The organism is Pseudomonas sp. P42 (assembly GCF_017973755.1).
In the GTDB taxonomy this organism is placed as follows: domain Bacteria; phylum Pseudomonadota; class Gammaproteobacteria; order Pseudomonadales; family Pseudomonadaceae; genus Aquipseudomonas; species Aquipseudomonas iridis.
This window is the reverse complement of record NZ_JACOPU010000005.1, coordinates 115,190-138,933: the sequence shown is the minus strand read 5'-3', so window position 1 is coordinate 138,933 and position 23,744 is coordinate 115,190. Positions and strand designations below refer to the sequence as shown.

Here is a 23,744-nt window from a genome sequence, read left to right as displayed (position 1 = left end):
CCCCTCACCCTAACCCTCTTCCGGGGGGAGAGGGCTGGGGGAGGGCTTTTCCGGGGCTGGCTCTAACCTCGGGCCAACTCCAACAACCTCGTCCGCCACGCCGCCTTCGCTGGCAGCGCCAGAAAGAACTCATTCAGCAACGATTCCCGCGCCGGATAACAGAACGCTTCGCCCTGCAAATCCAGCACCTCACCGCCCGCCCCTTCCAGCACGCCTTGGGCGGCCGCCGTGTCCCACTGCGAAGTCGGCGCCAGTCGCGGATAGCAATCCGCCGCCCCTTCGGCCAACAGGCAAAACTTCAACGAACTGCCAATATTGGCCAATTGAAGCTCACCCAGGCTCGCGCTCAACCCGGCCAGCAGGCGCTCCTGCTCGGGACTGGAATGCCGACGACTGGCTACTACGGTGAACGCTTCGCCCGGCCCCGGCACGTCACGCACCTGAATCGCAACCGGAGTACCGCCCTCGTCACAGCGCCAGGTACCGAGCCCGGCCCCCCCAACGTAGTAACGACCGTTGGTCGGCATCGACACGACACCGAATACCACGTGACCGTTTTCGATCAACGCAATATTGACGGTGAATTCCTCACTGCCGCTGATGAACTCCTTGGTGCCATCCAGCGGATCTACCAGCCACCAACGCTGCCAGCCAGCACGTATGCTTTGCGCGATACTCGCGTCCTCTTCGGACAGCACCGGAATACTCGGATCCAGCGCGATCAATCCATCCACGATCACATGGTGCGCGGCCAGATCTGCAGCGGTCACAGGTGATTCATCTGACTTGGCGGTGACTTCAACGCCTGACCGCCAGAACGGCAAAATTACCTCGCCAGCCTTCAATGCCAGCGCAATTACTGGCGCCATCAACGGATGGGGAAAGTTCATCAATTGCTCACTCATAGTTGAAAGGCACCGCGCTGGCTCAGCAAATCACGCGCCAGGTACAACGCCGCCAAGGCACGCCCTTCGGTGAATTGCGGATTCAACGCCAGCGCCGACAGTTCATGCAGGTTGACCTTGTCGACCCGCATCGGCTCAGGCTCGTCGCCCTCCAGACTTTCTGCGTACAGCTCGGTGGCCAGCACCACCTGAATCTTCTGGCTCATGTAACCGGGAGACAGCGACAGTTCAGTCAGATGCTCCAGTTGCCGCGCGCCAAAACCGGCCTCTTCCTTAAGCTCACGCTCGGCCGCCGCCAGCACGTCTTCACCGGGTTCGATAAGGCCTTTGGGCAGGGACAATTCGTACTCGTCAGTACCGCCGCAATATTCTTCGACCAACACAGCGTGCTCGGCATCGAGCATTGCCACGATCATCACAGCGCCATATCCGGCACCCTTGCCCACCAGACGCTCGTAGGTGCGTTCCACACCGTTGGAAAAACGCAGCTTGAGCTCTTCGACGCAAAACAGGCGACTGGTGGCGACGATCTCGCGGGCAAGTACGGTGGGTTTCTGGCGCATGCAAAGCTCCTTGGCGTGAACGCGCTACTATAACGCGGCTTTCCCGATTGTTTACGTCGGATATCTTTCTACCGCTCGAGACGTTGCCATGCCTTCATTACCCTGGTCCGACATTGATACCGTTCTTCTGGACATGGACGGCACGCTGCTGGATTTGCACTTCGACAACCATTTCTGGATGGAACACCTGCCCCAGCGCTACGCCGAACTGCACGGGGTCAGCCGCGCCATGGCCGAGATGGAGTTGCAGCCGTTGTTCGAGCGCCATGCCGGTCAATTGCAGTGGTACTGCCTGGATTTCTGGAGCAGCGAACTGAAATTGTCAGTGCGTGAATTGAAGCAAGAGACCGCGCACCTGATCGCCTTGCGCACCGACGCCGACACCTTTCTTGAAGCGATAAAACGCGCCGGCAAACGGGTGATCATGATCACCAATGCGCACCGTGAGTCGCTGTCGTTGAAGCTGGAGCGGATTGAACTGGCGCCCTATTTCGAGCGATTGATCAGCTCGCATGACTACGGTTTTCCGAAGGAAAATCCGCAATTCTGGGATGCGTTGCAGGCCGATATAGATTTTGATCCGGCGCGCAGTCTGTTTATTGACGACACCTTGCCCATTCTGCGCAGTGCGCGGGATTTTGGCGTGGCGCACCTGTTGGCCATCAAGGAACCGGACAGCCGCAAAGGCCCGAAGGACACCGCCGAGTTTGCCGCAGTTGAAGACTACCGCGACCTGATCACAGGCCTCTGATACCCAGTTGCCCTATCCGCGAGCAGGCTCGCTCCCACATTGAAACGCAATCCAATGTGGGAGCGAGCCTGCTCGCGAAAGCGTTATCCGCAATTACTCAGGAATACGCAGCGTCTGCCCCGGATAGATCTTGTTCACATCCTTGAGCATCGGTTTGTTGGCTTCGAAGATTTTTTGATACTTGTTGGCATCGCCGTAAACACGCAGGGAAATTGCACTCAGCGTGTCACCCGACTTGACCACCACAAACTGCGCAGCAGTTACTACCGGGCCGGTCACAGTGATCTGGTCATCAACACTGCCCACGCCTTCGATATTGCCCACGGCCAGCAGAATTTTCTCTTTCTCTTCCTGACTCGCCACTTCGCCGGTAACCGTGACCTTGTCACCGTCGACCGTCGCTTGAACATTCGGATTGCCCAGCCCGATCTTGCTGATGTGTTCCTTCAATTGCTCACCGGCATTGGCATTGCCCGGGGTCAGCAGATCGATCAGTTTCTCACCGGCTTCTTTCACAAAGCTAAAAAGACTCATAGCGCACACTCCTTGATTTGGGTTCCAGACGTCAAAGCCTAGACCACCAATGACAACCCCGGTTCCAAGCCGACCAATGACCCTGTCACCCCACAAGCGTTAGAATCGCCCACCCCCGCCAACACCCTTCGGAGCGAAGATGGACATCAAGCAGCTGAAATTCCTCATCGCCCTCGACGAAACCCGTCACTTCGGCCAGGCCGCTGCGCGTTGTCACATTACGCAACCGACACTGTCGATGCGCCTGCGAAGCCTCGAAGAAGAACTCGACCTGCCGCTGGTCAACCGCGGTCAGCGGTTCGAAGGGTTCACCGCCCCGGGCGAACGGGTGCTGGCGTGGGCACGCACAGTGTTGGCGGCGTATGACGGCTTGCAGGCAGAAGCGGCAGCGTGCCGCGGCAATCTGGTCGGTACGTTGCGCCTGGGCGTGGTGCCGCTGTCAAGTTTCGATGCGTTGCCGCTGATGCAGCGTCTGCACGGGCAGCACCCGAACCTGCGCTTTGAATTGTCGGCGCTGAGTTCCGAACAGATTCTCGAACAACTGGCGAACAACCGCATCGATATCGGTGTGTCCTATCTTGATCGGCTGGACAGTGAGCGCTTCGAATCCCTGGCGTTCAGCGAAACCCGCATGGGATTGCTGTATGACCAGCGTTTCTTCTCCTTCGGCGAAGCACCGTTGACCTGGGAATCGCTGATCGAACTGCCACTGGGCATGCTCACCAGCGGCATGCACTTTCGCCAGTCGATCGACCACAATTTCCACAGCCGTGGCCTGACGCCCCAAACACTGCTGCAAACCGATGCCGTGCATCAATTATTACAAGCTGTGCATGGCGGGTTCTGTTGCGCGGTGATGCCGTTGGACGGCGGACTGGAAAATCTCACCGATGATCTGCGTCTGCAACCGATTGAAAGCGCCCAGACCCTCGCCCGATTGGGGTTCATCATGCGCCGGGGCGCCCCGCGTTCAGCGCTGGCCGAGGCCTGTTTTGCGCTGTATCAAAAATCGCCAGGCGAGTCTTGATCGACAGCATCTATCGGTAGATCAACATTAGCGATTAGACGCGACATCTTGCCGCGCCTAGTCTTAACGTTGATCAAACCGTTGGTGATGCCATGGACGCCAAGCGCCCAGCCTGCGCGACGCCTGCACGCGAAACGCCCGCGCCTGCTGCCAGCCAGACATACAGTTACAGCGATCTGCCTCTTGAGGAGTCGGCCAGCACCGCGCTGGCCGAGGAAGTTGCGTTGGCGATCGCCTACAACGGCATCAGCCAGGCCGTCATGCTGGTGACCCCGACCGACCTCGAAGACTTCATCGTCGGTTTCAGCCTCGGCAGCGGCATCATCGAAGACGCCAATGATATCTATGACCTGCAGCTGACTGGCGCAGGTTCGGCGCAATACGCGCAAGTGACCATCGCCAATCGTGCGTTCTGGAATCTCAAGACCCAGCGTCGGCAACTGGCCGGCACTAGCGGGTGCGGGCTGTGCGGCGTTGAAGCGGTGGAACAGGCGCTACCCGATCTCAAGGTGTTGCCCGGTGCGCCGTTGCCACCCAGTGTATGGCTCGACGGTCTGCGCCAACGCATCGGCGCCTTCCAGCCACTGGGCCAGCATTGCGGTGCGGTACACGCCGCGGTTTTCATGAATGCCAGCGGCGAATTGCTGCTCGGGCGCGAAGACATAGGCCGCCACAACGCTCTCGACAAACTGATCGGCGGGCTGATCCGCCAGAAAATATCCACGGATGGCGGCCTGGCGATTGTCACCAGCCGTTGCAGTCTCGAATTGATCCAGAAAGTTTTGCGCGCCGGCATCCAGACCCTGGTCAGCCTGTCCGCGCCTACGGGCCTTGCCGTGCAATGGGCCCGTAGGCACAACCTCAATCTCATCCACCTGCCGCAGAAAAATGCGCCGCGGGTGTATAGCCCCGCGATGGAGAATCAAGCGTGAGCCAACATCATCAAGCCGACCAGAAACCTGTCCCGCGCTACAAGCCCTACAAAGGCGCAGCCGGCGGTTGGGGTGCCCTGATCAGCGTGGCCCAGGCCTGGTTGACCAGCGACAACGCGCTGAAAAACCTGCGCATGATGCTCAAGACCAACCAGAACGGCGGCTTCGACTGCCCGGGTTGCGCGTGGGGCGATTCCCCGGAAAGCGGCATGGTCAAGTTCTGCGAGAACGGCGCCAAAGCGGTGAATTGGGAAGCGACCAAGCGTCGGGTGGATGCAAAATTCTTCGCCAAACACAGTGTTACCGCGTTGCTGGAGCAGAGCGACTACTGGCTTGAATATCAGGGTCGTCTGACCGAGCCAATGGCCTACGACGCCGAGACCGACCGCTACAAACCGATTGCCTGGGACGATGCCTACGCGCTGATCGCCAAACACCTGCAAGGCTTGTCGAGCCCGGATCAAGCCGAGTTCTACACCTCAGGTCGCGCCAGCAACGAAGCGGCGTATCTTTATCAGTTGTTCGTGCGCGCCTTCGGTACCAACAACTTTCCCGATTGCTCGAACATGTGCCACGAGGCCAGCGGCGTGGCGTTGGCGCAGAGTGTCGGTGTCGGCAAAGGCACCGTCACGTTCGATGACTTCGAACACGCCGACGCGATTTTCGTCTGGGGCCAGAACCCCGGCACCAACCATCCACGGATGCTCGAACCCCTGCGTGAAGCCGTGAAGCGTGGCGCTCAGGTGGTGTGCGTCAACCCGCTCAAAGAGCGTGGTCTGGAACGTTTCCAGCACCCGCAGCACCCGATCGAAATGCTCACCAACGGCGACAAACCGACCAACACCGCGTACTTCCGCCCGGCATTGGGTGGCGACATGTCGCTGCTGCGCGGCATGGCCAAGTTCCTTCTGCAATGGGAACGCGACGCGCAGAAGGCTGGTGAGCCAGCGGTGTTCGATCACGACTTCCTCAATGCACACAGTGCCAATGTGCTGGAGTATCTCGGTGTCGTCGACGACACGCCGTGGGAGCAGATCGTCGAGCAATCCGGCCTGACCCTGATCGAGATCGAACAAGCGGCGCGCATGTACGCCAAAGGCAAAAACGTGATCATGTGTTGGGCGATGGGCATCACCCAGCATCGCCATTCGGTGCCGACCATCCAGGAAATCGCCAACCTGATGCTGCTGCGCGGCAACATCGGCAAACCCGGCGCCGGTCTGTGCCCGGTGCGCGGTCACAGTAACGTGCAGGGCGACCGCACGATGGGTATCAACGAGCGTCCACCCGTGGCGTTCCTTGATTCGCTGGAGCGTCGCTTCCAATTCAAGGTGCCACGTCACAACGGGCACAACGTGGTCGAGGCGATCCACGCCATGGCCGAGGGCCGCGCCAAGGTGTTTATCGGTCTGGGCGGCAACTTTGCCCAAGCCACACCGGACAGCCCGCGCACGTTCGAGGCTCTGAGCAATTGTGACCTGACCGTGCAGATCAGCACCAAACTCAACCGTAGCCACCTGGCTCACGGTAAAGACGCCTTGATCCTGCCGTGCTTCGGTCGCACCGACATCGACATCCAGACTGAAGGCCCGCAAGCGGTCACCGTGGAAGACTCGTTCAGCATGGTTCACGCCTCCAACGGTCAGTTGCAGCCGCTTTCGAACCAGATGCGTTCAGAGCCGTCGATCATCGCTGGCATCGCTGCCGCGACCCTGGGCAGCAAACCGGTGGACTGGAACTGGCTGGTGGCCGATTACGGGCGTATCCGCGAGCTGATCGCCGACACCATCCCGGGTTTCAAGGAATTCAACGAAAAGATCAAGAATCCGGGTGGTTTCTACCTCGGCAACAGCGCCGGTGCACGCAAGTGGAACACGCCGTCGGGCCGCGCCAATTTCCGCGCGAACCTGCTGCCCAAAGACCTGGTCCACGAACGTACCCGCGCCACCGGTCAGTTGCCGGATCTGATAATGCAATCGATGCGCTCGCACGATCAGTACAACACCACGATTTATGGCCTCGACGACCGTTATCGCGGGGTGAAAGGCCAGCGCGATGTGCTGTTCGCCAACGAGGCCGACATTATTCGCCTGGGCTTCCGTCCGGGGCAGAAGGCTGACATCGTTTCGATCTGGGACGATGGGCGCGAGCGTCGGGTGAAGGGCTTCACACTGCTGGCGTTTGATATCCCTGCCGGCCAGGCCGCTGCGTATTACCCGGAAGTGAATCCACTGGTGCCGCTGGAAAGCACTGGCGACGGCAGCCATACGCCGACCTCGAAGTTCATCGCGATCCGCTTGGAAGCGGCGAGCGAGACCGGGTTGATCATGGCCAAGTCTGCTTAAGCCTAAAGAGTGACTGGACTGCTCCCTTCGCGGGCAGGTTCGCTCCCACATTGGGTCGCGTTTCTTATGCAGGAATGCGCTCAAATGTGGGAGTAAGCTGCTCGCGAAAGCGGTCGGACACTTATCGCATTTCGACGCCCCTGCACTTTCCGATCGCCCACAAAAAAGGCCGCTTTTTCACAAAAGCGGCCTGTCCGAAGTAGTTAAAGACCGGCGAAAATCGCTTAAGTTCCGTAGTCAAAACAGTAACTTGCGTAATTGTATACAAGTCGTGTTATTCGTCGGATTTCGATTGTCACGCGTGTTACACAGCCTCAGGATCGGCGCCGTCATCCCTTTGAGGCTCCTCTATGAAGTTCTCCTCGATTCTCTTGTTGTCCCTTGGCCTGGTCAGTGGTTTTGCGTCCGCAGGCGGCACCACCGAAGCAGGTGTGGGCGGCGCATTGGGCGGGGTTCTTGGCTCGGTCGTCGGTCAGTCTTTAGGCGGCAATACAGGTTCCACCATCGGCGCAGCCTTGGGCGGCGCGGGTGGTAGCGCGGTCGGCGCAGACAAACGCAGCCGTGGCGAAGCCGCCATTGGCGGTGCATTGGGCGCAGCCGGCGGTAACGTGGTTGGCCGCAGCATGGGCGGGACTACCGGCAGCCTGATCGGTTCGGCAGCAGGTGGCGGCGCCGGCGGCGCGCTGGGTAACTACATGGGCAACAAGAGCGATGACGATGATCGTCGCTATGATCGCCGTCACGACGACCGTCGCTACTATCGCGACGACCACCGTGGTCGCGGCCATGCCTATGGCCATCGCAAGCACCACAAGTACTCTCGCCATCGTTAATCGCTGATTGGCGGCAGGAAGATCGAAAGATCGCAGCCTGGGCAGCTCCTGCATGGATTTACAGGAGTTGCCGCAGTCTGCGATTTTTTTTGCGTTTTTTTAAACTGCTATTCGTTCCAGCGCCTGGCGCAATCCGGCGGGAATTGGTGTGGGCTGGTTGGTCGTACGATCGACAAACACATGAACGAAGCGACCCGCTGCACACGCTTCGCTCTCGCCGACCTTGAACACCGCCAATTCGTACTGCACCGAACTGTTGCCCAACTTGCCAACCCGCAAGCCAATCTCGATCAAGTCCGGGAAAGCAATCGAGGCGAAGTAGTCACACGCCGAACTGACCACGAACCCCACCACCTCACCGTCATGGATATCCAGACCACCGACCTGGATCAGGTAGGTATTCACGGCCGTGTCGAAGTAGCTGTAATAGGTGACGTTATTGACGTGACCGTAGGCGTCGTTGTCATGCCAGCGCGTGGTGATTGGCTGGAAATGCGGGTAGTCGGTGTGTTGAGGGGTCGGGTTGGACATCAATTTCGATTCCTGAAGGTAAGTGGCCAGTCTGATTTAAAAGCATATCGCTCCCACAAGGTTCTTCAGTGAGGTCGGGACCTGCGAACCACTCAATTCCCCTGTGGGAGCGAGCCTGCTCGCGAAGGCGCCACGTCATTCAACGGTCAGCAAACCCCTTCCCTTGCGCCGCCAACTCACCAATCAGCCTTGCCGGTTTCCACTGATCACCCTGCCGCGTCTCCAGCGCCAGCAGCCGCTGATGAATATCTGCAAGCCCCTGCTGATCCGCCCAGGCCATCGGCCCGCCCTTGTCCGCCGCAAAGCCATAACCGTTCAGGTACACCAGATCGATGTCATGCGCCGACTCGGCAATGCCTTCCTGCAGAATCTTCGCGCCTTCGTTGACCAGTGCCAGCAGGCAGCGCTCCAGAATCTCCTCCGGGCCAATTTCACGGCGCTGGAAACCTAAACCCTCACTGACACGCAACACCAGCGCATCGACCTCCGGGTCATGCTCTGCCTGACGACTGCCCGGCTCGTAGTGGTAATAACCATTACCAGACTTCTGACCGAACCGGCCCATTTCGCACAGGCGGTTATCAACCTGAATCTCCGGGGCATCCTGGCCCTTGCCGGCCAGCTCACGAGCGCGCCATTCCAGATCGATGCCGACCACGTCGTACATACGGAACGGCCCCATGGCGAAACCGAATGCCTGTAGCGCCGCATCGACCTGCTGTGGATAAGCGCCTTCAAGCAGTATCTTGCGGGCCTCCAGGACATACGGATGCAGCATGCGGTTACCGATGAAACCGTGGCAGTTGCCCGATACCACACTGACCTTGCCCATGCGCTTGCCCAGTATCAGCGCAGCATCCAGTGCTGCCTGCGAGGTCTGTGCACCGCGAACGATTTCCAGCAGTTTCATGATGTGCGCGGGGCTGAAGAAATGCAGACCCAACACTTGCTCAGGCCGCTTGGTCGCCGCAGCTATTGCATCGATATCCAGTGCCGACGTGTTACTCGCCAACAGCGCTTGCGGCTTGAGCAAGCCATCCAGTTCACGAAAGATCTTCTGCTTGAGTTCGAGGTTTTCGTACACCGCCTCGATCACCAGATCGGCATTGCGGATCTCTGCGTAATCCGCCGCAGCGCTGACCCGGGCCAAACGCGCATCAGCCTCGGCCTGATCAATCCGGCCCTGACGCACGTTATGTGCATAAGTCTCGGCCACGGTTGCGAGCGCCTGTTCGAGCATCTGTGGATTGGTGTCCACCCATTGCACCGACACACCGGCATTGGCCAGACACATGACAATGCCACGCCCCATCGTGCCCGCACCAATCACCGCTGCCTGCTGAATATCGAAAGATGTCTGGCTCATGTTGTTCTCTTGTTGGCGATCCAAAGACTGGTCTCACCATAGTCAGCCAACGACGCTTTTTGAAGTTTATTACCGTGATGATCGACATTCAGCGGATGGATGCAGCTCTCATAGATCACCGCAATCCCTGTGGGAGCGAGCCCGCTCGCGAAAGCGGTGTGCCATGCAACGCGATACCGAATGACCTGACGCCTTCGCGAGCAGGTTCGCTCCCACAGGATTCCCGGTTCAGTCGAGCAAATGGTTGTCAGCCCAATGGCGCACCTCGGCGTAGGGATAGTCTTCCAACGCCGCATACCCGGAAATCGTCCGCGCCTTGAGCTTGGTAAACAGCGGCACGCTGATCCCGCACAGAAACCGCGTCAGTCGTTCCGCCGTGGGTACGTTGCCGGTGTGCTGCTCGTGCTTGTGGATAAAATCGCCGCACAGCGCTGCAAAGTTTTTATCCACAAGCGGCGGCAATTGCGGGGGTTCCGGCAACCGCGCGACATGCCCATGACACACCGAACAATGCCCACAGCGCTCTGGCGCATTGCGGTCGCCGAAATACTCGGCCAGGCGATAACCCAGGCAGCGCTCAGTGGCGAACACATCGAGCATGGCGTGAATCCGCGCGACTTCGGCCTGCTCGTGGCGGGTGAAGTATTCATGCAGTTCAGCGCTCAACACGCCGCTGTCAAAGTCGCTCTGCAGCACGCTGTAGACCTCGGTCATCTGCTTGCTCTCAAGCTCGACCCAGCCCTTCTCCTGGAAATAATCCAGCGCCTTCACCACCCGATTTCGCTCTGCCGAATATTGCGTGTACATCGCCTCGAAATTCACGGTTGCCCAGGTTCGCGCACGGCTCGACGTCTGGATGATCGCCGCGACGAACTCCCTGCGTTCGCCCTCGAAACGTTCGAGCAGCGCGTCCGGCTCCAGCAAGTACTTGAAACGGTATTCGGCGTAGTACGCGTAGCGCGGTGCGATAAGGCCGCGCAACTCCAATTGCACCAGCAATGTCTTGAGCGGCAACGCGCGGATATTGCTTTGATCGGCGAGCGGACCGAGCAGAAACTCCCACTGACCTTCCGGCACCGAGGCTTTCAACTCGTCGAGCACATAGCGAATGCCCTCGCGCTCCGGTGTGTCGCCGTAGACGAAGTTTTCCAGCACGTTGAGGCTGTCGCGATTGGCCAGCACCAGACAATCCGACGGCTGCCCGTCACGCCCCGCGCGGCCTATTTCCTGGCTGTAGTTTTCGATGGATTTGGGCAGGTCGAAGTGCACCACATTACGGATGTCGCTCTTGTCGATGCCCATGCCGAAAGCGATGGTCGCGACGATGCAATTGGACTGCCCGGCCATGAAGCGTTTCTGAATCGCCTCGCGCTTATCGTGGGGTAAACCGGCGTGGTAAGCCTCAGCCTGGATGCCGTTACGCTCCAGGTGCTCGGCAATGTGTTCGGCGGTTTTCTGCAAGGTGACGTAGACAATGCTCGGCTGACCCGGACGCTCAGCCATCCACTCCACCAAGCGCCGACGCTTGTCCTGGCCGCGCACCGGTTCCACCAGCAGATTGAGGTTGGGCCGATAGAAACCGGTGGTCACAACGTCTTCGGCGGCGATGGCAAATTTAGCCTGCATGTCGGTGATGACTTTGGGCGTTGCCGTGGCAGTCAGCAGTAAGGTTTGCGGGATGTTGAACTGCCGTTGGTAGTCCGGCAGCTTGAGGTAGTCCGGGCGGAAATTGTGTCCCCACTCGGAGATGCAATGCGCCTCATCCACGACCAGCAGCGAGATCGGCACCTGCTGCAAAAAGTTGCGGAAGCGTTCGTTTTTCAGCCGCTCCACGGAGATCATCAGGATCTTCAATTCACCTGATCGGGCGCGGGCCATCACGTCATTGGCATCATCGCGGCTTTGCGCCGAATCGATACTGCCCGCCGCAATGCCATGGCGTTGCAGGAACGCCAATTGATCCTGCATCAACGCCAGCAGCGGCGAGACCACCAGCGTCAGATTCGGCAGCATCAGTGCCGACAATTGATAGCAAAGGGACTTGCCGGAACCTGTGGGAAAAATCGCCGCTGCCGAGCGTCCGGCCAACACCGCGCTGATCGCGGCCTCTTGTCCGGGTCGGAACTGTGGATAACCAAAAACCTGTTCCAGGGTGTTGTGCATTCGCTGTCACTCCTTTGACTGCTGCCATGCCAACAGCCTAGCGGGCGATCGCAGCGAGTCGAGAAAAGGTCGGGGGCCAAATCGATACGGAATGATACAGCGATTCACCTGAACGCCACGGTCCCTGTGGGAGCGGGCTTGCCCGCGAAGAGGCCGGCACTGACTACACAAAATCTAAACGTTCATGGCCGCAACACTGCCACCCGCAGTTGCTCATTCAACATCTGCTCGTGCACACCCAGGCTTTTGCTCGCCCACAACGCATGGGCCGGGCTGATGTCGCCGGTGAACGCTGCCGCCAATTGACGCAGATCGGCAACACTGCGTACCTGTGGACAAAACGGTTGTTCAGCACAGTCCTGACTGGCGTTGCGATAAGTGCTCAGCAAGTGATCCCACAAACCATCACGCAGTTGTCTGATCGACTTCAACTGCACTTTCGGCACACCCAGCTTCTGCTTCAAACCCGACTCGTCCAACGCCTCGCTGGCGAGCAAGGCTTTGCCGAACATCAACACCTCGGCGCGCGACGCCGTGTCGACATTCGCTTGGCTGGTGAGCGCATCCGGCCATCCGGTGCGATTCAAATGATCGAGTACCAGCGGATTGCCAACGTCGGCGGACATTGCCAAACGACAACCACTGGTCCACAGCAATACGATCGAGGCCATTCGTAGCCACTGCATACCTAATTCCCTTTAAGCGCGTATCGGACGTTTGGAAACGTCCCACAGATTCTGGCGCGCACGATACAGCGGTTTACCGCGAAACGCCTGACAAACCTGTAGGAAAAATCCTATCTAAGGGTTTTGCCCTGAAAAGCCCTGGAAAACATGTAGGGCAAATACCCGAACCCCGGTAAACCCCCTACAAACGCTGTCCATACTGGCTGTCTTGTTTCACCGAGCGACGCCCTCCTATAGTGGCTAGCGCGACTAAACCCGCCGTAGCGATTTCTCACAAGACAGGTTTCAACCATGAATTCACCGCCCCCGCCCAGCACCCGCTACCGCCGTTTAAAATCCAGCTACAGCGACAATCCGGTGCTGGTCATCGATACAGACGCCTGCCATGAAGACTTGCTGGATGCCGCTCAACAACGTCTATGCGCCGCCAATAATCTGCTGGAAACTCTTTACTGCATGTGCTTTCAACAAGCAGACGTCAAAGACATTCCAAACATCATCAACGCGCTTTATTTATTGACCCAAGACGGCTGTGAACTGCTGGAAGTTGCAAAATTTAAAGCCACACACAACAATTAAAACCAAAAACAAAAAATCTGGAAACAACCAACACATATACCATTCAAAAAATTCGCACTACGTTAATTGCTCTTCCACTAAACAAGAGCAACAAGCATGACTGTATTAACTGTTTTCTTTTGCGGCACCGGCTCCAACAAGTTTGATGTCACCCATGAAAACTTCTGGAACGGCGAACTGATTTCTACACTGGCTGCAAACCATTCCGGTCGCGAGTTTGCCGAATGGATCGTCGTCGACGGCCCCGGCAGCGGTAACCTGCAAGCCGATGACCTGTTCACCAAAACCAAGGAATACGGCCTAAGCGGCACGTTGTTCGGCAAGGGTTGGGAAGAAAACGTGCAGCACGCAATGAATATCATCAAGGGCAAATGTGACTGGCAACGCGAGCAACTGACCGAAGTCGAATACAACCGCCTCAAAGCCGCTGGCATTCCCATTGACGATGTCAAAGTCGAAGGCTCGTGGATGTGGCGAAAGTACAACTACGGAGACCGTAGCATTACGCAACAGAAGTTACAGGAAGGGATTATCAAGACTTTCCGCAAAGATGGAATTATTCCCACCCGCGTCAATCTGGTGGGTTGGAGCCGAGGCGGTATAAGTTGCCACATGTTAGCCAATGCGATGTTAAAGGACAGCCAACTGAAAAATATTCCAGTGAATATCTTTGCGCTGGACCCCGTACCGGGCATCGGTAACTTCCAGGAAGAGCGGGTCAAACTTGGCAGCAACGTCAAAGAGTACGTCGCCTTCTACGCCCGCGATGAACGCTCCAAAGGCTTCAGTTGCGTAATCCCGCAAACCGCCACCGGCGCCAAAACCAGCGTCTACCCCATGGCCGGCCGCCACGCGACCATGGTGGGCAACGCCACCGCCGACGGTGGCGTGTCTGCCAGCGCAAGCGACCTGAAAACCCTGGTGGAACCTGGCCGCGTCGTCCGTCACTACGCCGAAACCTGCCTCAAGCGCTGGGGCGTACAACTGAACAAAACCCTCAACCTGACCCAGACCGACCTGCAGAACCTCACCAATGGCATTGTTCGCGATGAAGCTCGGTACAAACGGATGCACAACATCTCCTACACCTACTTCACCGAACTGGATAAAGGCGAACGCTACGTGTCTCTGGGCAGCAAAGGCGCGCCGTTCTCGGCGGTGAAAGGCCCGATCTACAAGCCTGCGACGGGGCTGACGACGAGTGTGCTGGATGTGGCGGCGTATCGCGTTATTGGTTGAAGACAGTGGGCGCGTGAACGAGCGAAAGAACCTACAGCAATGCCCTATCCGGTATTCGTCCCATTCCTACAAACCCAGACTCCCTTGCCGCCTATCGCGGCTTGATAAGTCAAATCTATAGTCGTGACTGTCGCTGCCAAATCAGCGGCTCGGGCTTGGTCACCCGATTGGATCGTGTATACGCACGCGCTGTATGCTGCCGGCACTCACTTGCCTGCAGTTATGGTGACTGTGTTTGGGACACCCTCGGGTGTGCCGGGTATGTGCACGATCCTCACCGGTTGACCAACCCGAACACAGTCGCCTCCTGTCGCTTGGTCACGATGCGGTGGCTTCTTTCGAAGCAATTGAGGATTAAAAAATGACAACTTGGAATCAATTCACCCCCGATCGCTACCGCCCACTCGAATCCAACCTCACCGACACCAAGCCCCTGATCATCGACACAGAGGCCAACCCGCAAGACACTCTCGAATGCGCCGTCCAGCGCCTGCGCGCCTCCGCCGACCTGCTAAAAACCCTCTACTGCCTCAGCTTCAAACAAGCCGACGTTGAAGACATCCCCCACATCACCCACGCCCTCTACCTGCTGACGCAGGATGGCTGTGACCTGCTGCAAGTCGCGCAGCAGCAGATGCTCAATTGGAAGGCTCCAGCCTAAGGCTGAGTGGGCAGATCGCTCTCACTTTTCGTGGGAGCGGGGGTTCGTAAAGCTCGAGTTGACTCTAAGGGCCACGGTAAACGCAGTGGTGCCCGAGTGATCTACTACCACTTCGTTTCGGCGTCACAAATCGCTTTGTTGATGATTTATCCAAAAAATGAACAACACGACCTGATCCATGATGAACGGAAAGCATTGAAAGCCATGATCGGAAACTGGAGACAACCATGAGCAGGTTTTTTGATGAGCTGATGGAAAGCGTGCAGGAGATGGATGAAATTCTGCGGGGTGAACGGAAACCCTCCCGCGAATTTTATGTTGATGCATTACAGGTCAAAGAAATTCGTAAAGCCACCGGCATGACGCAAGCAAAATTTGCGGCGTAGATCGATGTCCAGTTTGGAACGCTGCGTAATTGGGAGCAAGGTCGTCGGGTACCAACTGGGCCGGCTAAAGCGCTACTCAAAGCTATGCACAACGACCCTGTTCATGTACTGAATGCTTTGGCTCATTGAGCAATTGCGCAAAACGAAGTACTAGTGCCATGAAAGGTTGCTCTGCAACGTTTGCAGACGGACGCAAAACTCTCAATCAGCGTCACAGCTGCGCTGAGGCGGGGGAAGCGAAGCTGATAAGTGGCAGTATTCTGCTAGTTAAAGCTCTTTTCTGCGGGAATAATGGCAGTTAAGTTTGTGGAATGCTTTCCAATCGCCCACAAAAAAGCCGCCCCTAAAGGGCGGCTTTTTCATTCACTACAAACCGATCCTTACAACTTCGGCCCGGCAGCCTTGATCGCGTCGCTCACTTCGAACTTCTTGAAGTTCTCGATGAACAGACCGGCCAGTGCTTTTGCGGCTTCGTCGTATGCAGCCTTGTCAGCCCAGGTGTTGCGTGGGTTCAACAGGCCGGTTTCAACGCCCGGTACGGCCAGTGGCACGTCGAGGTTGATGGTGTCCAGGTGTTCGGTTTCGGTGCCGATCAGGGCGCCGCTCTGGATCGCTGCGATCACCGCGCGGGTGGTCGGGATGTTGAAGCGTTTGCCCACGCCGTAGCCACCGCCGCTCCAGCCGGTGTTGACCAGGTAGACCTTGGAGCCGAAGCCGCGGATGCGCTTGATCAGCAGCTCTGCGTATTCGCCGGCCGGGCGCGGGAAGAACGGTGCGCCGAAGCAAGTGGAGAAGGTCGACTTGATGCCGCTGCCCGAACCCATTTCAGTCGAGCCCACCAGTGCGGTGTAACCAGACAGGAAGTGGTAGGCCGCTTGTTCTTCGTTGAGGATCGACACTGGTGGCAGGACGCCGGTCAGGTCGCAGGTCAGGAAGATCACAGCGTTCGGCTCGCCACCGAGGTTGTGCTCGGAACGCTTGGCAACGTGTTCCAGCGGGTACGCAGCGCGGCTGTTCTGGGTCAGGCTGACATCGGCATAGTCAGCGTGCTTGGCATCGTCGATGACGACGTTTTCCAGCACAGCGCCGTGCTTGATGGCTTTCCAGATGACCGGCTCGTTCTTCTCGGACAAGTCGATGCACTTGGCGTAGCAGCCGCCTTCGATGTTGAAGACAACGCCTTCGCCCCAGCCGTGTTCGTCGTCACCGATCAGGTAACGGCTTTCGTCGGCGGACAGGGTGGTCTTGCCGGTGCCGGACAGACCGAAGAACAGGGTCACGTCGCCTTCTTCGCCGATGTTGGCAGCGCAGTGCATTGGCAGCACGTCAGCGGCCGGCAGCAGGAAGTTCTGCACGGAGAACATGGCTTTCTTCATCTCGCCGGCGTAACGCATGCCAGCGATCAGCACTTTTTTCTGTGCGAAGTTGATGATCACGCAACCGTCGGAGTTGGTGCCGTCACGCTCAGGCACGCACTCGAAATTGGCGACGTTGAGCACTTGCCACTCATCACGGCCAGCCGGATTGTACTGGGCCGGGTTGATGAACAGGCAACGACCGAACAGATTCTGCCAAGCAGTCTGGGTGGTCATTTTCACGGCAAGGTAGTGATCTTCAGCCGCGCCTACATGCACGTGGGAAACGAAGTGCTCTTGCGCGTTGTTGAAGGCTTCTACGCGAGCCCACAAGGCATCGAACTTATCGGCCGGGAACTTGCGGTTGATCGGGCCCCAGGCGATAGCGGCCTGAGTGGAAGGCTCTTCAACGATGAAACGGTCGACTGGCGAACGGCCGGTGCGATGACCGGTGCGAACAACCAGAGCGCCGGTATCGGCAAGCTCGCCTTCACCGCGGTTCAGGGCTTCTTTTACCAGATCATCAACACTCAGATCGGTGTACACGGCGTTATTGGCTTGCGTCATGAGGTTCCCCGTCGGCCAGTGGCCGAGTGTGCTCCAAACGTTTTGTAGTAGAAAGTCGTGCACTACTACCGCGAAAAAAGTGGGCCGGATTATGCCAGAAAAGCCCAAAAAGAGTAGGGCCCTCCCGTCGTAACGGCGTAATTCCGTCGTTGAGCAGTGAATTTACCTGCGCTGAACCGTTTTAGTGCCGGGTATCTGACGGCGTGTCGACGCCCGCACCTGCGAACAATTGAGCGATATCGGCCGCATCAAACAGGTAGCGCTCGTTGCAGAACTGGCAATCGATCTCGACGGTACCGCCCTGCTCGGCCACCAGTGCCTGCGCATCTTCCAGACCCAGACTGACCAGCGCATTGCCCGAGCGTTCACGCGAGCAGCTGCAGTGGAATCGCAAATGTTGCACATCGAACAGGCGCACTTGCTCTTCATGATAAAGGCGATGCAGCACGGTTTCGTTGTCCAGGCTCAACAGCTCATCGGCGCTCAGGGTGCTGGCCAACGCGGTGATGTGCTGCCAGCTGGCGGCGCGATCTTCTTCGTCTTTCAGGCGATCGGCCGGCAGTTGTTGCAACAACATGCCACGGGCACGACGACCGTCGGCGAACAGCTTGAAGCGGGTGCCCACCTGCTGCGACATGACGAAATAGTTGGTGAAGCAATCGGACAGGGTTTCGCCATCGAGGTCGACGATGCCCTGATAGCGCTGGCCAACGGTCGGGTCGACGGTCAGGGCCAGGACGCCGTTGGGCATCAAGTCGCTGAGGGTCGCATCCGCCGAGACCTGATCGGCGTGATAACGCGCCAGACCACGAATCTCACGGTCGCTGGAGCACTCGATCATCAACATCGGGATCGGGCCTTCGGAACGCGCCTGCAGAATCAGCAAACCGTCGAACTTCAGGGTGCCCACCAGCAACGAGGCCGCCGCCATCAATTCGCCCAGCAGTTGCGCAACCGGTTCCGGGTACGGGTGCTTGGCGAGGACTTCGGCGTAGCTGCGCTCGAGCGCTACCAGTTCGCCGCGAGTATCGCTGTCATCGAAAATGAAGCGTTGGGTGTAATCGGTATCCGGGAGATCGGTCATAGGTTTGGGTATCTGAATTGATGACAAATTGGTTACAAAATATGAAAATGCCGCGCTTCTCTGCACCTGTTTGGTGCGATCGTTCAGCCACGGGAGGCATTTTATGAACAATCCGGGTTTGTTCCAATCAAGGTGGAACCTCGGCCGGCTGGTTCTGTGCAACGTCGTGCCATTGGCGCTGCTGGCTTTCTGGTTATGGCCTACGGGCAACATGCTGTGTGTGATTTTCGACGAGTGGCTGTTTCGCTCGCTCAATGCACCACTGGCCAGCAACCCGATATGGCTCCACATCTGGGCAATTGCAAGTCTGCGCCCGTTCGACATCGTCGTCGGACTGATTCTGCTGATGCTGTTGATCAAGGGCGACTGGGTGTTCAAGGCGATTGACGTGCGTCGCGCGTTTTTCGGTTTTTTCTCGATCCTGCTGTTGATGGTGGTGATTCGCGCACTGTTTTCCAAGTTCGCCGACCACATGGGCTGGCAGCACAGCAGTCCGTCGATGGTGCTGGAAGGCGCGGTACACCTCAGCGACTACTTCCCGCATCTGGAAAAGGCCTGGGAGCTGAAGGATCGCTCGGGCCAGAGCTTCCCCGGTGACCATGCGTCGGTGTTGCTGATATGGGCCCTGTTCATGGGTGTTTTCAGCCGTACGGTCGGGCAGTTCGTGACGATCTGGAGCCTGACGCTGCTGTTCATGCTGCCGCGACTGGTGGCTGGCGCGCATTGGGGTCAGGACGATTACATCGGCGGGATGTTGCTGGCGGTGTGGGCATTGGGCTGGGGTTACTACACGCCGTTTGCCTATCACGCGGCGAATTTCTGGCTGAAGGTGACGGCGCCGATTTTCAATCTGCTGGGCAAGCTGCCGCTGGTTTCGCGGATGAGCGTTGTGCGTAGCGCCTGATACCGCGTCACCCCCGGCGAGTGCTGCGCACTCGAATCGCCAGTAGCCTGGCTCTCACAGTCGGATTGCATTTCAAACCGTGGGAGCCAGCCTGCGGGCGATGAGGTCGGCACAGACAACACTGAAACATCAGCCTTAATCGTCGTTACTGTTCCCACGGAATTTAAACAGATCCCGCCGCTGCTTCTTGCTCGGCTTGCCGTCGGTGCTCATGCCCAACGCGCCAGCCTTGCGCATTGCTGCGGCCGCTTCGCGCTTGGCAATACTCGCGTCGGTTTCCGCGTACAAAGCCTGCGCCTCGGGGGCCCCACGACGCACGACCGACAAGGCTTCGACCCTCACGATGCGCACTTCGAAACCGGTACGTATCTCAAACTCGTCGCCGACGCGTGGCTCTTTGCCGGGCTTGCAGCGCTCACCTCGACAATGCACCTTGCCACTCTCGATGGCGGCTTTGGCCAAGGCACGGGTTTTATAAAAGCGCGCCGCCCACAACCATTTATCGAGACGGACCTTGTCGTCCTCTTCCTGTTTTTGTGCCATATGAATTCCTCGCTCAGCCAGTAGTCGGAACTGTACTACCGTTTCTGTCGGGCGCAAGAACTCGGCCCTCCAGATAGACTGTGATCTTGACCGTTTCAGCGGCAAGGAGTGATCGAGTGACTAAATTTCCGCCTTCATTGACTTCGCCCAAGACGGGTTGCCAGGGATGCCAGCAAAGCGAACCGCTGGACTTCGATTTTGCCTTCGCCTACCAACCTATCGTCGATCTGCGCGACCAGTCGGTTTTCGCTCATGAAGCGCTGGTCCGCGGTGTAACCGGCGAAGGGGCATTGACGGTGTTAGATCAGGTTACAGAAGAAAACCGCTACCGTTTCGACCAGCTCTGCCGGATGCGCGCCATCGAAGGCGCGGCCAATCTTAATATGCAGACACACTTGTCGATCAACTTCATGCCCAACGCTGTCTATCGTCCAGAGTTATGTATTCGCAGCACCCTGGAGGCGGCAAAAAAACACAATTTCCCGGTCGACCGGCTGATTTTTGAAACACTGGAAAGCCAGCACGTAGATAACTATCGCCATTTGACCAATATTCTGCGTGAATACCGCGAATTCGGCTTCAAGACCGCCATCGACGATTTCGGTGCCGGTTATTCGGGGCTCAATCTGCTGGCTGATTTCCAACCGGACCTGATCAAACTCGACATGGCGTTGATCCGCGATGTCGATCAAGACCGTGTCCGTCAGGCAATCGTGCGGGGGATTGTCACAATCTGTGCGGAGTTGCACGTTACAGTCATTGCCGAAGGCATCGAGAGCGCCGGAGAACGGGATTTCCTGGCGGACTGTGGAATATTTCTGATGCAGGGATACTGGTTCGCCAAACCTGCGTTCAAAGCCTTGGCTCAGATATCACCTGACGCCTGGGCGCGTTAATCGTTGGTTTTTTATATTGAAGACATTTGACCATTTGACCGTTGTCGGTCTGCGCGAGTGGGTGGCGCTCCCGGATTTGGGAGTTGCGGGCCTGCGCGCAAAAATCGACACCGGTGCCAGTACCTCCAGCCTGCATGCCACCGACATCGAACCGTTCGAACGTGACGGCGAGAAATGGGTGCGTTTTACCGCGCACCTGGGCACGGTGGTGCAGTTGCGTCACCGGCGTTGCGAAGCACCACTGGTGACACGCAAAACCATCAAGAGCTCCAACGGACATGCCCAGGAGCGCTACGTGATCAGCACCACCCTCGCTCTGGGTGATCGGGTCTGGCCAATCGAGTTCACTCTGGCCTGCCGCAAGTCCATGCGCTATCGCCTGTTGCTTGGCTCCAAAGCCCTGATTGATGGCCAGCTGGTGGTCAATCCGGGCATCAAATATGTACAAGACAAGCCGGTGTTCCCGGTATCTACCTCCTCCACAGGTGTTGCATGAAGATCGCTGTGCTGTCGCGGAACCCGCGTCTGTATTCCACCCGTCGTCTGGTTGAGGCCGGCACTGAACGCGGGCATGAAATGGTAGTGATCGACACCTTGCGCGCCTACATGAACATCGCCAGCCACAAGCCGCAGATCCACTATCGCGGCAAACCGCTGGAAGGCTTCGACGCGGTGATCCCGCGGATCGGCGCGTCGGTGACGTTCTATGGCTGCGCGGTGTTGCGCCAGTTCGAAATGATGGGCGTGTTCCCCCTCAATGAGTCGGTGGCCATTGCCCGTTCGCGGGACAAGCTGCGCTCGCTGCAACTGCTGTCGCGCCGTGGCATTGGTTTGCCGGTGACCGGGTTTGCTCACTCGCCGGACGATATTCCCGACCTGATCGACATGGTCAACGGTGCGCCACTGGTGATCAAAGTGCTGGAAGGCACCCAGGGCATCGGCGTGGTGTTGTGCGAAACCGCCACCGCCGCCGAGTCGGTGATCGAGGCGTTCATGGGCCTGAAGCAGAACATCATGGTTCAGGAATACATCAAGGAGGCTGGCGGTGCAGACATCCGCTGCTTCGTGGTCGGCGACAAGGTAATCGCGGCAATGAAGCGTCAGGCAAAACCGGGTGAATTCCGTTCCAACCTGCATCGCGGCGGCAGCGCCAGCCTGATCAAGATCACCCCGGAAGAACGCATGACAGCGTTGCGTGCAGCCAAGGTCATGGGCCTGTCGGTGGCGGGCGTGGATATTCTGCGCTCCAATCACGGGCCGCTGGTGATGGAAGTGAATTCGTCGCCGGGACTGGAAGGGATCGAGACCACCACCGGAAAGAACGTGGCGGGGATCATCATTGAGCATCTTGAGAAGAATGGCGGGCCGAATATGACCCGGACCAAAGGCAAAGGCTAAAGCCAGCTTCAAGCGGCAAGCCCCAAGCGACAAGTAAAGTCGCTCTTGCTTGCCGCTTGCCGCTTGCAGCTTGCAGCTTGCAGCTGCTTCTATACCGCATCCCGTGGCAGCATCAACCCCAACGGCAACCGAACCCGCGCCTCCAGTCCACCCCCGGACCGGTTACGCAGTTCAACATTGCCGCCATGCATCGAAGCAATCCGCTTCACGATCGCCAACCCCAACCCCGTACCCTTGCCGCCGCGCGCACGGTCGCCACGGGTGAACGGGTTGAAAATCGCCTCAAGCTCCGACGGATCAATCCCCGCACCACGGTCCATCACACTCAGCACCACATACGGCGCACTGGTGTCGCCGGACACATAAGCCGCCACTTCAACGCCGCTGCCGGCATGGTTCAAAGCGTTGCCGATCAGGTTGTTGAGCAGACGTTTCATCGATACCCGACGCAACGGGAACGGCTGGATCGGCTCCAGACGCAGACGAACTTTCTCTTCAGTCTGGTTGTACGGCGCCGCTACTTCACGCACCAGATCGCTGAGGTCGACCTCCTCCACCGACTCGTCACGACCATCGCGAATGAACGCGAGGAACTGGTCGAGAATCGCGTCCATGTCTTCGATGTCGCGCACCATGTCGTCGGTCAGGTCGTTGTGGTCGCCCATCAACTCCAGCGACAGACGCAAGCGCGTCAACGGCGTACGCAAGTCATGGGAGACGCCGGCCAGCATCAGCTCACGCTCACGTCCGGCCTGTTCGACGTCTTCGGCCATCTGATTGAAGGCGCGATAGACCTCGGTCATCTCGCTCGGCGTGTCGCTGATCGGCAGACGCACGCTTCGACCCTGGCCGAGTTGTCGGGCGGCGTATACCAAACGCTTCAAGGGTTGGTTGAGCTGGCTGACAAAAATCCACGCCGAGGCCGTCGACAGCAAACCGATCGCGAGGAACCAGCCCAGCACGTTCCAGATTTTCTGGCCACGCAACGGATGCGGATACAACGGCACTTTCAGCCAGCCATCGCCCAGGCTCGGGGCGCGAACCCACAGGGCCGGCGGCGAATGCATGCGTAATCGCACTTCGGTGTCGGCGCCGAGTTCTGCCTGCATCTGTCGTTGATAGATCTCGCTGTACGGCCAGTGCTGTTCGCCTTCCGGTACACCGGCACCCACCACCCTGATCAGGGTCGCGGCATCGGCGATCTTCGCGCGATTTTCTTCGTCAGCGGCCCAATAGGCGCGCAGCGTCAGGGCGACGCCGTGGCTGTATTGACGATCCACCAGCACGTCCTCGTTCATCAACAGATAAACCAGGGTCAGCGCCTTGGAAAACAGCACGACGATGAGCACCAGCCAGAGGGTGCGGGAGAAAAAACTTTGGGGGAACCAGACGGGCGTCTTCATCAATAACCGCTACACACTTGCAGGAGCGAGCAATGCTCGCATATTGCGGATTGCGAGTCTGTGGGAATGGTCGTTTGACCAACCCCCAGCAGA

At 58.2% G+C, this 23,744-nt stretch carries 23 protein-coding genes and 2 pseudogenes; 14 read left to right on the top strand and 11 right to left on the bottom strand.

Translation table 11 applies throughout. From position 1 onward, the window contains the following. Positions 1-62 precede the first annotated feature (62 nt). Positions 63-890 carry a 3'(2'),5'-bisphosphate nucleotidase CysQ gene (gene cysQ / locus H8B20_RS17435; protein WP_210624016.1) on the bottom strand — a complete coding sequence of 276 codons (828 nt, stop codon included), beginning with the start codon at positions 888-890 and terminating at the stop codon, positions 63-65. A gap of 11 nt (positions 891-901) precedes the next feature. Continuing rightward, positions 902-1,468 carry an ADP compounds hydrolase NudE gene (nudE, locus tag H8B20_RS17430; protein ID WP_210624015.1) on the bottom strand — a complete coding sequence of 189 codons (567 nt, stop codon included), beginning with the start codon at positions 1,466-1,468 and terminating at the stop codon, positions 902-904. A gap of 88 nt (positions 1,469-1,556) precedes the next feature. Here nudE and yrfG point away from each other — a divergent pair, with 88 nt between their 5' ends. Then, positions 1,557-2,219, top strand: coding sequence for a GMP/IMP nucleotidase (gene yrfG / locus H8B20_RS17425; RefSeq protein WP_210624014.1), 663 nt, complete (start codon positions 1,557-1,559; stop codon positions 2,217-2,219). A gap of 93 nt (positions 2,220-2,312) precedes the next feature. Here yrfG and lysM read toward each other — a convergent pair whose 3' ends face one another. Then, positions 2,313-2,753 (bottom strand): peptidoglycan-binding protein LysM, encoded by a 441-nt coding sequence (gene lysM / locus H8B20_RS17420; RefSeq protein ID WP_210624013.1) that lies wholly within the window; start codon positions 2,751-2,753, stop codon positions 2,313-2,315. 139 nt (positions 2,754-2,892) lie between these two features. On the opposite strand from lysM, the gene H8B20_RS17415 reads away from it, so the two are divergent. The 4 genes from H8B20_RS17415 (at position 2,893) to H8B20_RS17400 (ending at position 7,890) form a co-directional block, all read left to right on the top strand. Next, complete coding sequence (locus tag H8B20_RS17415; protein WP_042557153.1) at positions 2,893-3,780, top strand: LysR family transcriptional regulator; 888 nt, start codon at positions 2,893-2,895, stop codon at positions 3,778-3,780. Positions 3,781-3,872: 92 nt separating this feature from the next. Next, positions 3,873-4,712, top strand: a complete 840-nt coding sequence (gene fdhD / locus H8B20_RS17410; RefSeq protein ID WP_210624012.1) for a formate dehydrogenase accessory sulfurtransferase FdhD — start codon at positions 3,873-3,875, stop codon at positions 4,710-4,712. Further along, complete coding sequence (locus H8B20_RS17405; protein WP_210624011.1) at positions 4,709-7,057, top strand: FdhF/YdeP family oxidoreductase; 2,349 nt, start codon at positions 4,709-4,711, stop codon at positions 7,055-7,057. Before fdhD ends, H8B20_RS17405 begins: the two co-directional genes overlap by 4 nt. A gap of 350 nt (positions 7,058-7,407) precedes the next feature. Then, positions 7,408-7,890, top strand: a complete 483-nt coding sequence (locus tag H8B20_RS17400; RefSeq protein WP_200614135.1) for a glycine zipper domain-containing protein — start codon at positions 7,408-7,410, stop codon at positions 7,888-7,890. Between the two features lie 99 nt (positions 7,891-7,989). Here H8B20_RS17400 and H8B20_RS17395 read toward each other — a convergent pair whose 3' ends face one another. From H8B20_RS17395 to H8B20_RS17380, 4 genes are all read right to left on the bottom strand, one after another. Then, the gene (locus H8B20_RS17395; RefSeq protein ID WP_210624010.1) at positions 7,990-8,421 is read right to left on the bottom strand and encodes an acyl-CoA thioesterase; all 432 of its coding nucleotides are present in this window, start codon (positions 8,419-8,421) and stop codon (positions 7,990-7,992) included. A gap of 139 nt (positions 8,422-8,560) precedes the next feature. Beyond that, complete coding sequence (locus H8B20_RS17390; protein WP_210624009.1) at positions 8,561-9,787, bottom strand: 3-hydroxyacyl-CoA dehydrogenase; 1,227 nt, start codon at positions 9,785-9,787, stop codon at positions 8,561-8,563. Between the two features lie 228 nt (positions 9,788-10,015). Next, complete coding sequence (locus H8B20_RS17385; RefSeq protein WP_210624008.1) at positions 10,016-11,950, bottom strand: RecQ family ATP-dependent DNA helicase; 1,935 nt, start codon at positions 11,948-11,950, stop codon at positions 10,016-10,018. A 182-nt stretch (positions 11,951-12,132) separates the two neighbouring features. After that, on the bottom strand, positions 12,133-12,636 hold the full coding sequence (locus H8B20_RS17380) for a hypothetical protein (RefSeq protein ID WP_042557146.1): 504 nt from the start codon (positions 12,634-12,636) through the stop codon (positions 12,133-12,135). A gap of 291 nt (positions 12,637-12,927) precedes the next feature. On the opposite strand from H8B20_RS17380, the gene H8B20_RS17375 reads away from it, so the two are divergent. The 5 genes and pseudogenes from H8B20_RS17375 to H8B20_RS17355 all read left to right on the top strand — a co-directional run bounded on the left by H8B20_RS17375 (position 12,928) and on the right by H8B20_RS17355 (position 15,630). After that, on the top strand, positions 12,928-13,215 hold the full coding sequence (locus tag H8B20_RS17375) for a hypothetical protein (RefSeq protein ID WP_210624007.1): 288 nt from the start codon (positions 12,928-12,930) through the stop codon (positions 13,213-13,215). Positions 13,216-13,311: 96 nt separating this feature from the next. After that, a complete protein-coding gene (locus H8B20_RS17370) occupies positions 13,312-14,454 on the top strand; it encodes a hypothetical protein (RefSeq protein ID WP_210624006.1) in 1,143 nt (380 codons plus the stop codon). Positions 14,455-14,815: 361 nt separating this feature from the next. After that, on the top strand, positions 14,816-15,115 hold the full coding sequence (locus H8B20_RS27860) for a hypothetical protein (RefSeq protein ID WP_210624005.1): 300 nt from the start codon (positions 14,816-14,818) through the stop codon (positions 15,113-15,115). Between the two features lie 39 nt (positions 15,116-15,154). After that, positions 15,155-15,346 (top strand): annotated as a pseudogene (locus H8B20_RS17360) (type II toxin-antitoxin system RelE/ParE family toxin); the annotation flags it as partial. Then, positions 15,343-15,630: pseudogene (locus H8B20_RS17355) on the top strand (helix-turn-helix domain-containing protein). The pseudogenes H8B20_RS17360 and H8B20_RS17355, both read left to right, overlap by 4 nt. 251 nt (positions 15,631-15,881) lie before the next feature. On the opposite strand, the gene H8B20_RS17350 reads toward H8B20_RS17355, so the two are convergent. Together H8B20_RS17350 and hslO are read right to left on the bottom strand one after the other, a co-directional pair. Then, a complete protein-coding gene (locus tag H8B20_RS17350) occupies positions 15,882-17,423 on the bottom strand; it encodes a phosphoenolpyruvate carboxykinase (protein ID WP_210624003.1) in 1,542 nt (513 codons plus the stop codon). A gap of 181 nt (positions 17,424-17,604) precedes the next feature. Next, positions 17,605-18,507, bottom strand: coding sequence for an Hsp33 family molecular chaperone HslO (gene hslO / locus H8B20_RS17345; RefSeq protein WP_042557140.1), 903 nt, complete (start codon positions 18,505-18,507; stop codon positions 17,605-17,607). Between the two features lie 103 nt (positions 18,508-18,610). Between hslO and H8B20_RS17340 the strand changes: the two genes are divergently transcribed. Then, entirely contained in the window at positions 18,611-19,411 is an 801-nt protein-coding gene (locus H8B20_RS17340; RefSeq protein WP_042557139.1) for a phosphatase PAP2 family protein, read from the top strand. Between the two features lie 135 nt (positions 19,412-19,546). Here H8B20_RS17340 and H8B20_RS17335 read toward each other — a convergent pair whose 3' ends face one another. After that, positions 19,547-19,954 (bottom strand): RNA-binding S4 domain-containing protein, encoded by a 408-nt coding sequence (locus H8B20_RS17335; protein ID WP_210624002.1) that lies wholly within the window; start codon positions 19,952-19,954, stop codon positions 19,547-19,549. A 116-nt stretch (positions 19,955-20,070) separates the two neighbouring features. Here H8B20_RS17335 and rimA point away from each other — a divergent pair, with 116 nt between their 5' ends. From rimA to rimK, 3 genes are read left to right on the top strand one after another with little or no spacing between them, the layout of a single operon-like run. After that, positions 20,071-20,850 (top strand): S6 modification regulatory phosphodiesterase RimA, encoded by a 780-nt coding sequence (gene rimA / locus H8B20_RS17330; RefSeq protein WP_210624001.1) that lies wholly within the window; start codon positions 20,071-20,073, stop codon positions 20,848-20,850. A gap of 16 nt (positions 20,851-20,866) precedes the next feature. Continuing rightward, entirely contained in the window at positions 20,867-21,346 is a 480-nt protein-coding gene (gene rimB, locus H8B20_RS17325; RefSeq protein ID WP_042557136.1) for a retropepsin-like aspartic endopeptidase RimB, read from the top strand. Continuing rightward, entirely contained in the window at positions 21,343-22,248 is a 906-nt protein-coding gene (gene rimK / locus H8B20_RS17320) for a 30S ribosomal protein S6--L-glutamate ligase (RefSeq protein ID WP_007952690.1), read from the top strand. The genes rimB and rimK overlap by 4 nt, the downstream gene beginning before the upstream one ends. Positions 22,249-22,337: 89 nt before the next feature. Here rimK and H8B20_RS17315 read toward each other — a convergent pair whose 3' ends face one another. Then, positions 22,338-23,651 (bottom strand): ATP-binding protein, encoded by a 1,314-nt coding sequence (locus tag H8B20_RS17315; RefSeq protein WP_042557135.1) that lies wholly within the window; start codon positions 23,649-23,651, stop codon positions 22,338-22,340. Positions 23,652-23,744 lie beyond the last annotated feature (93 nt).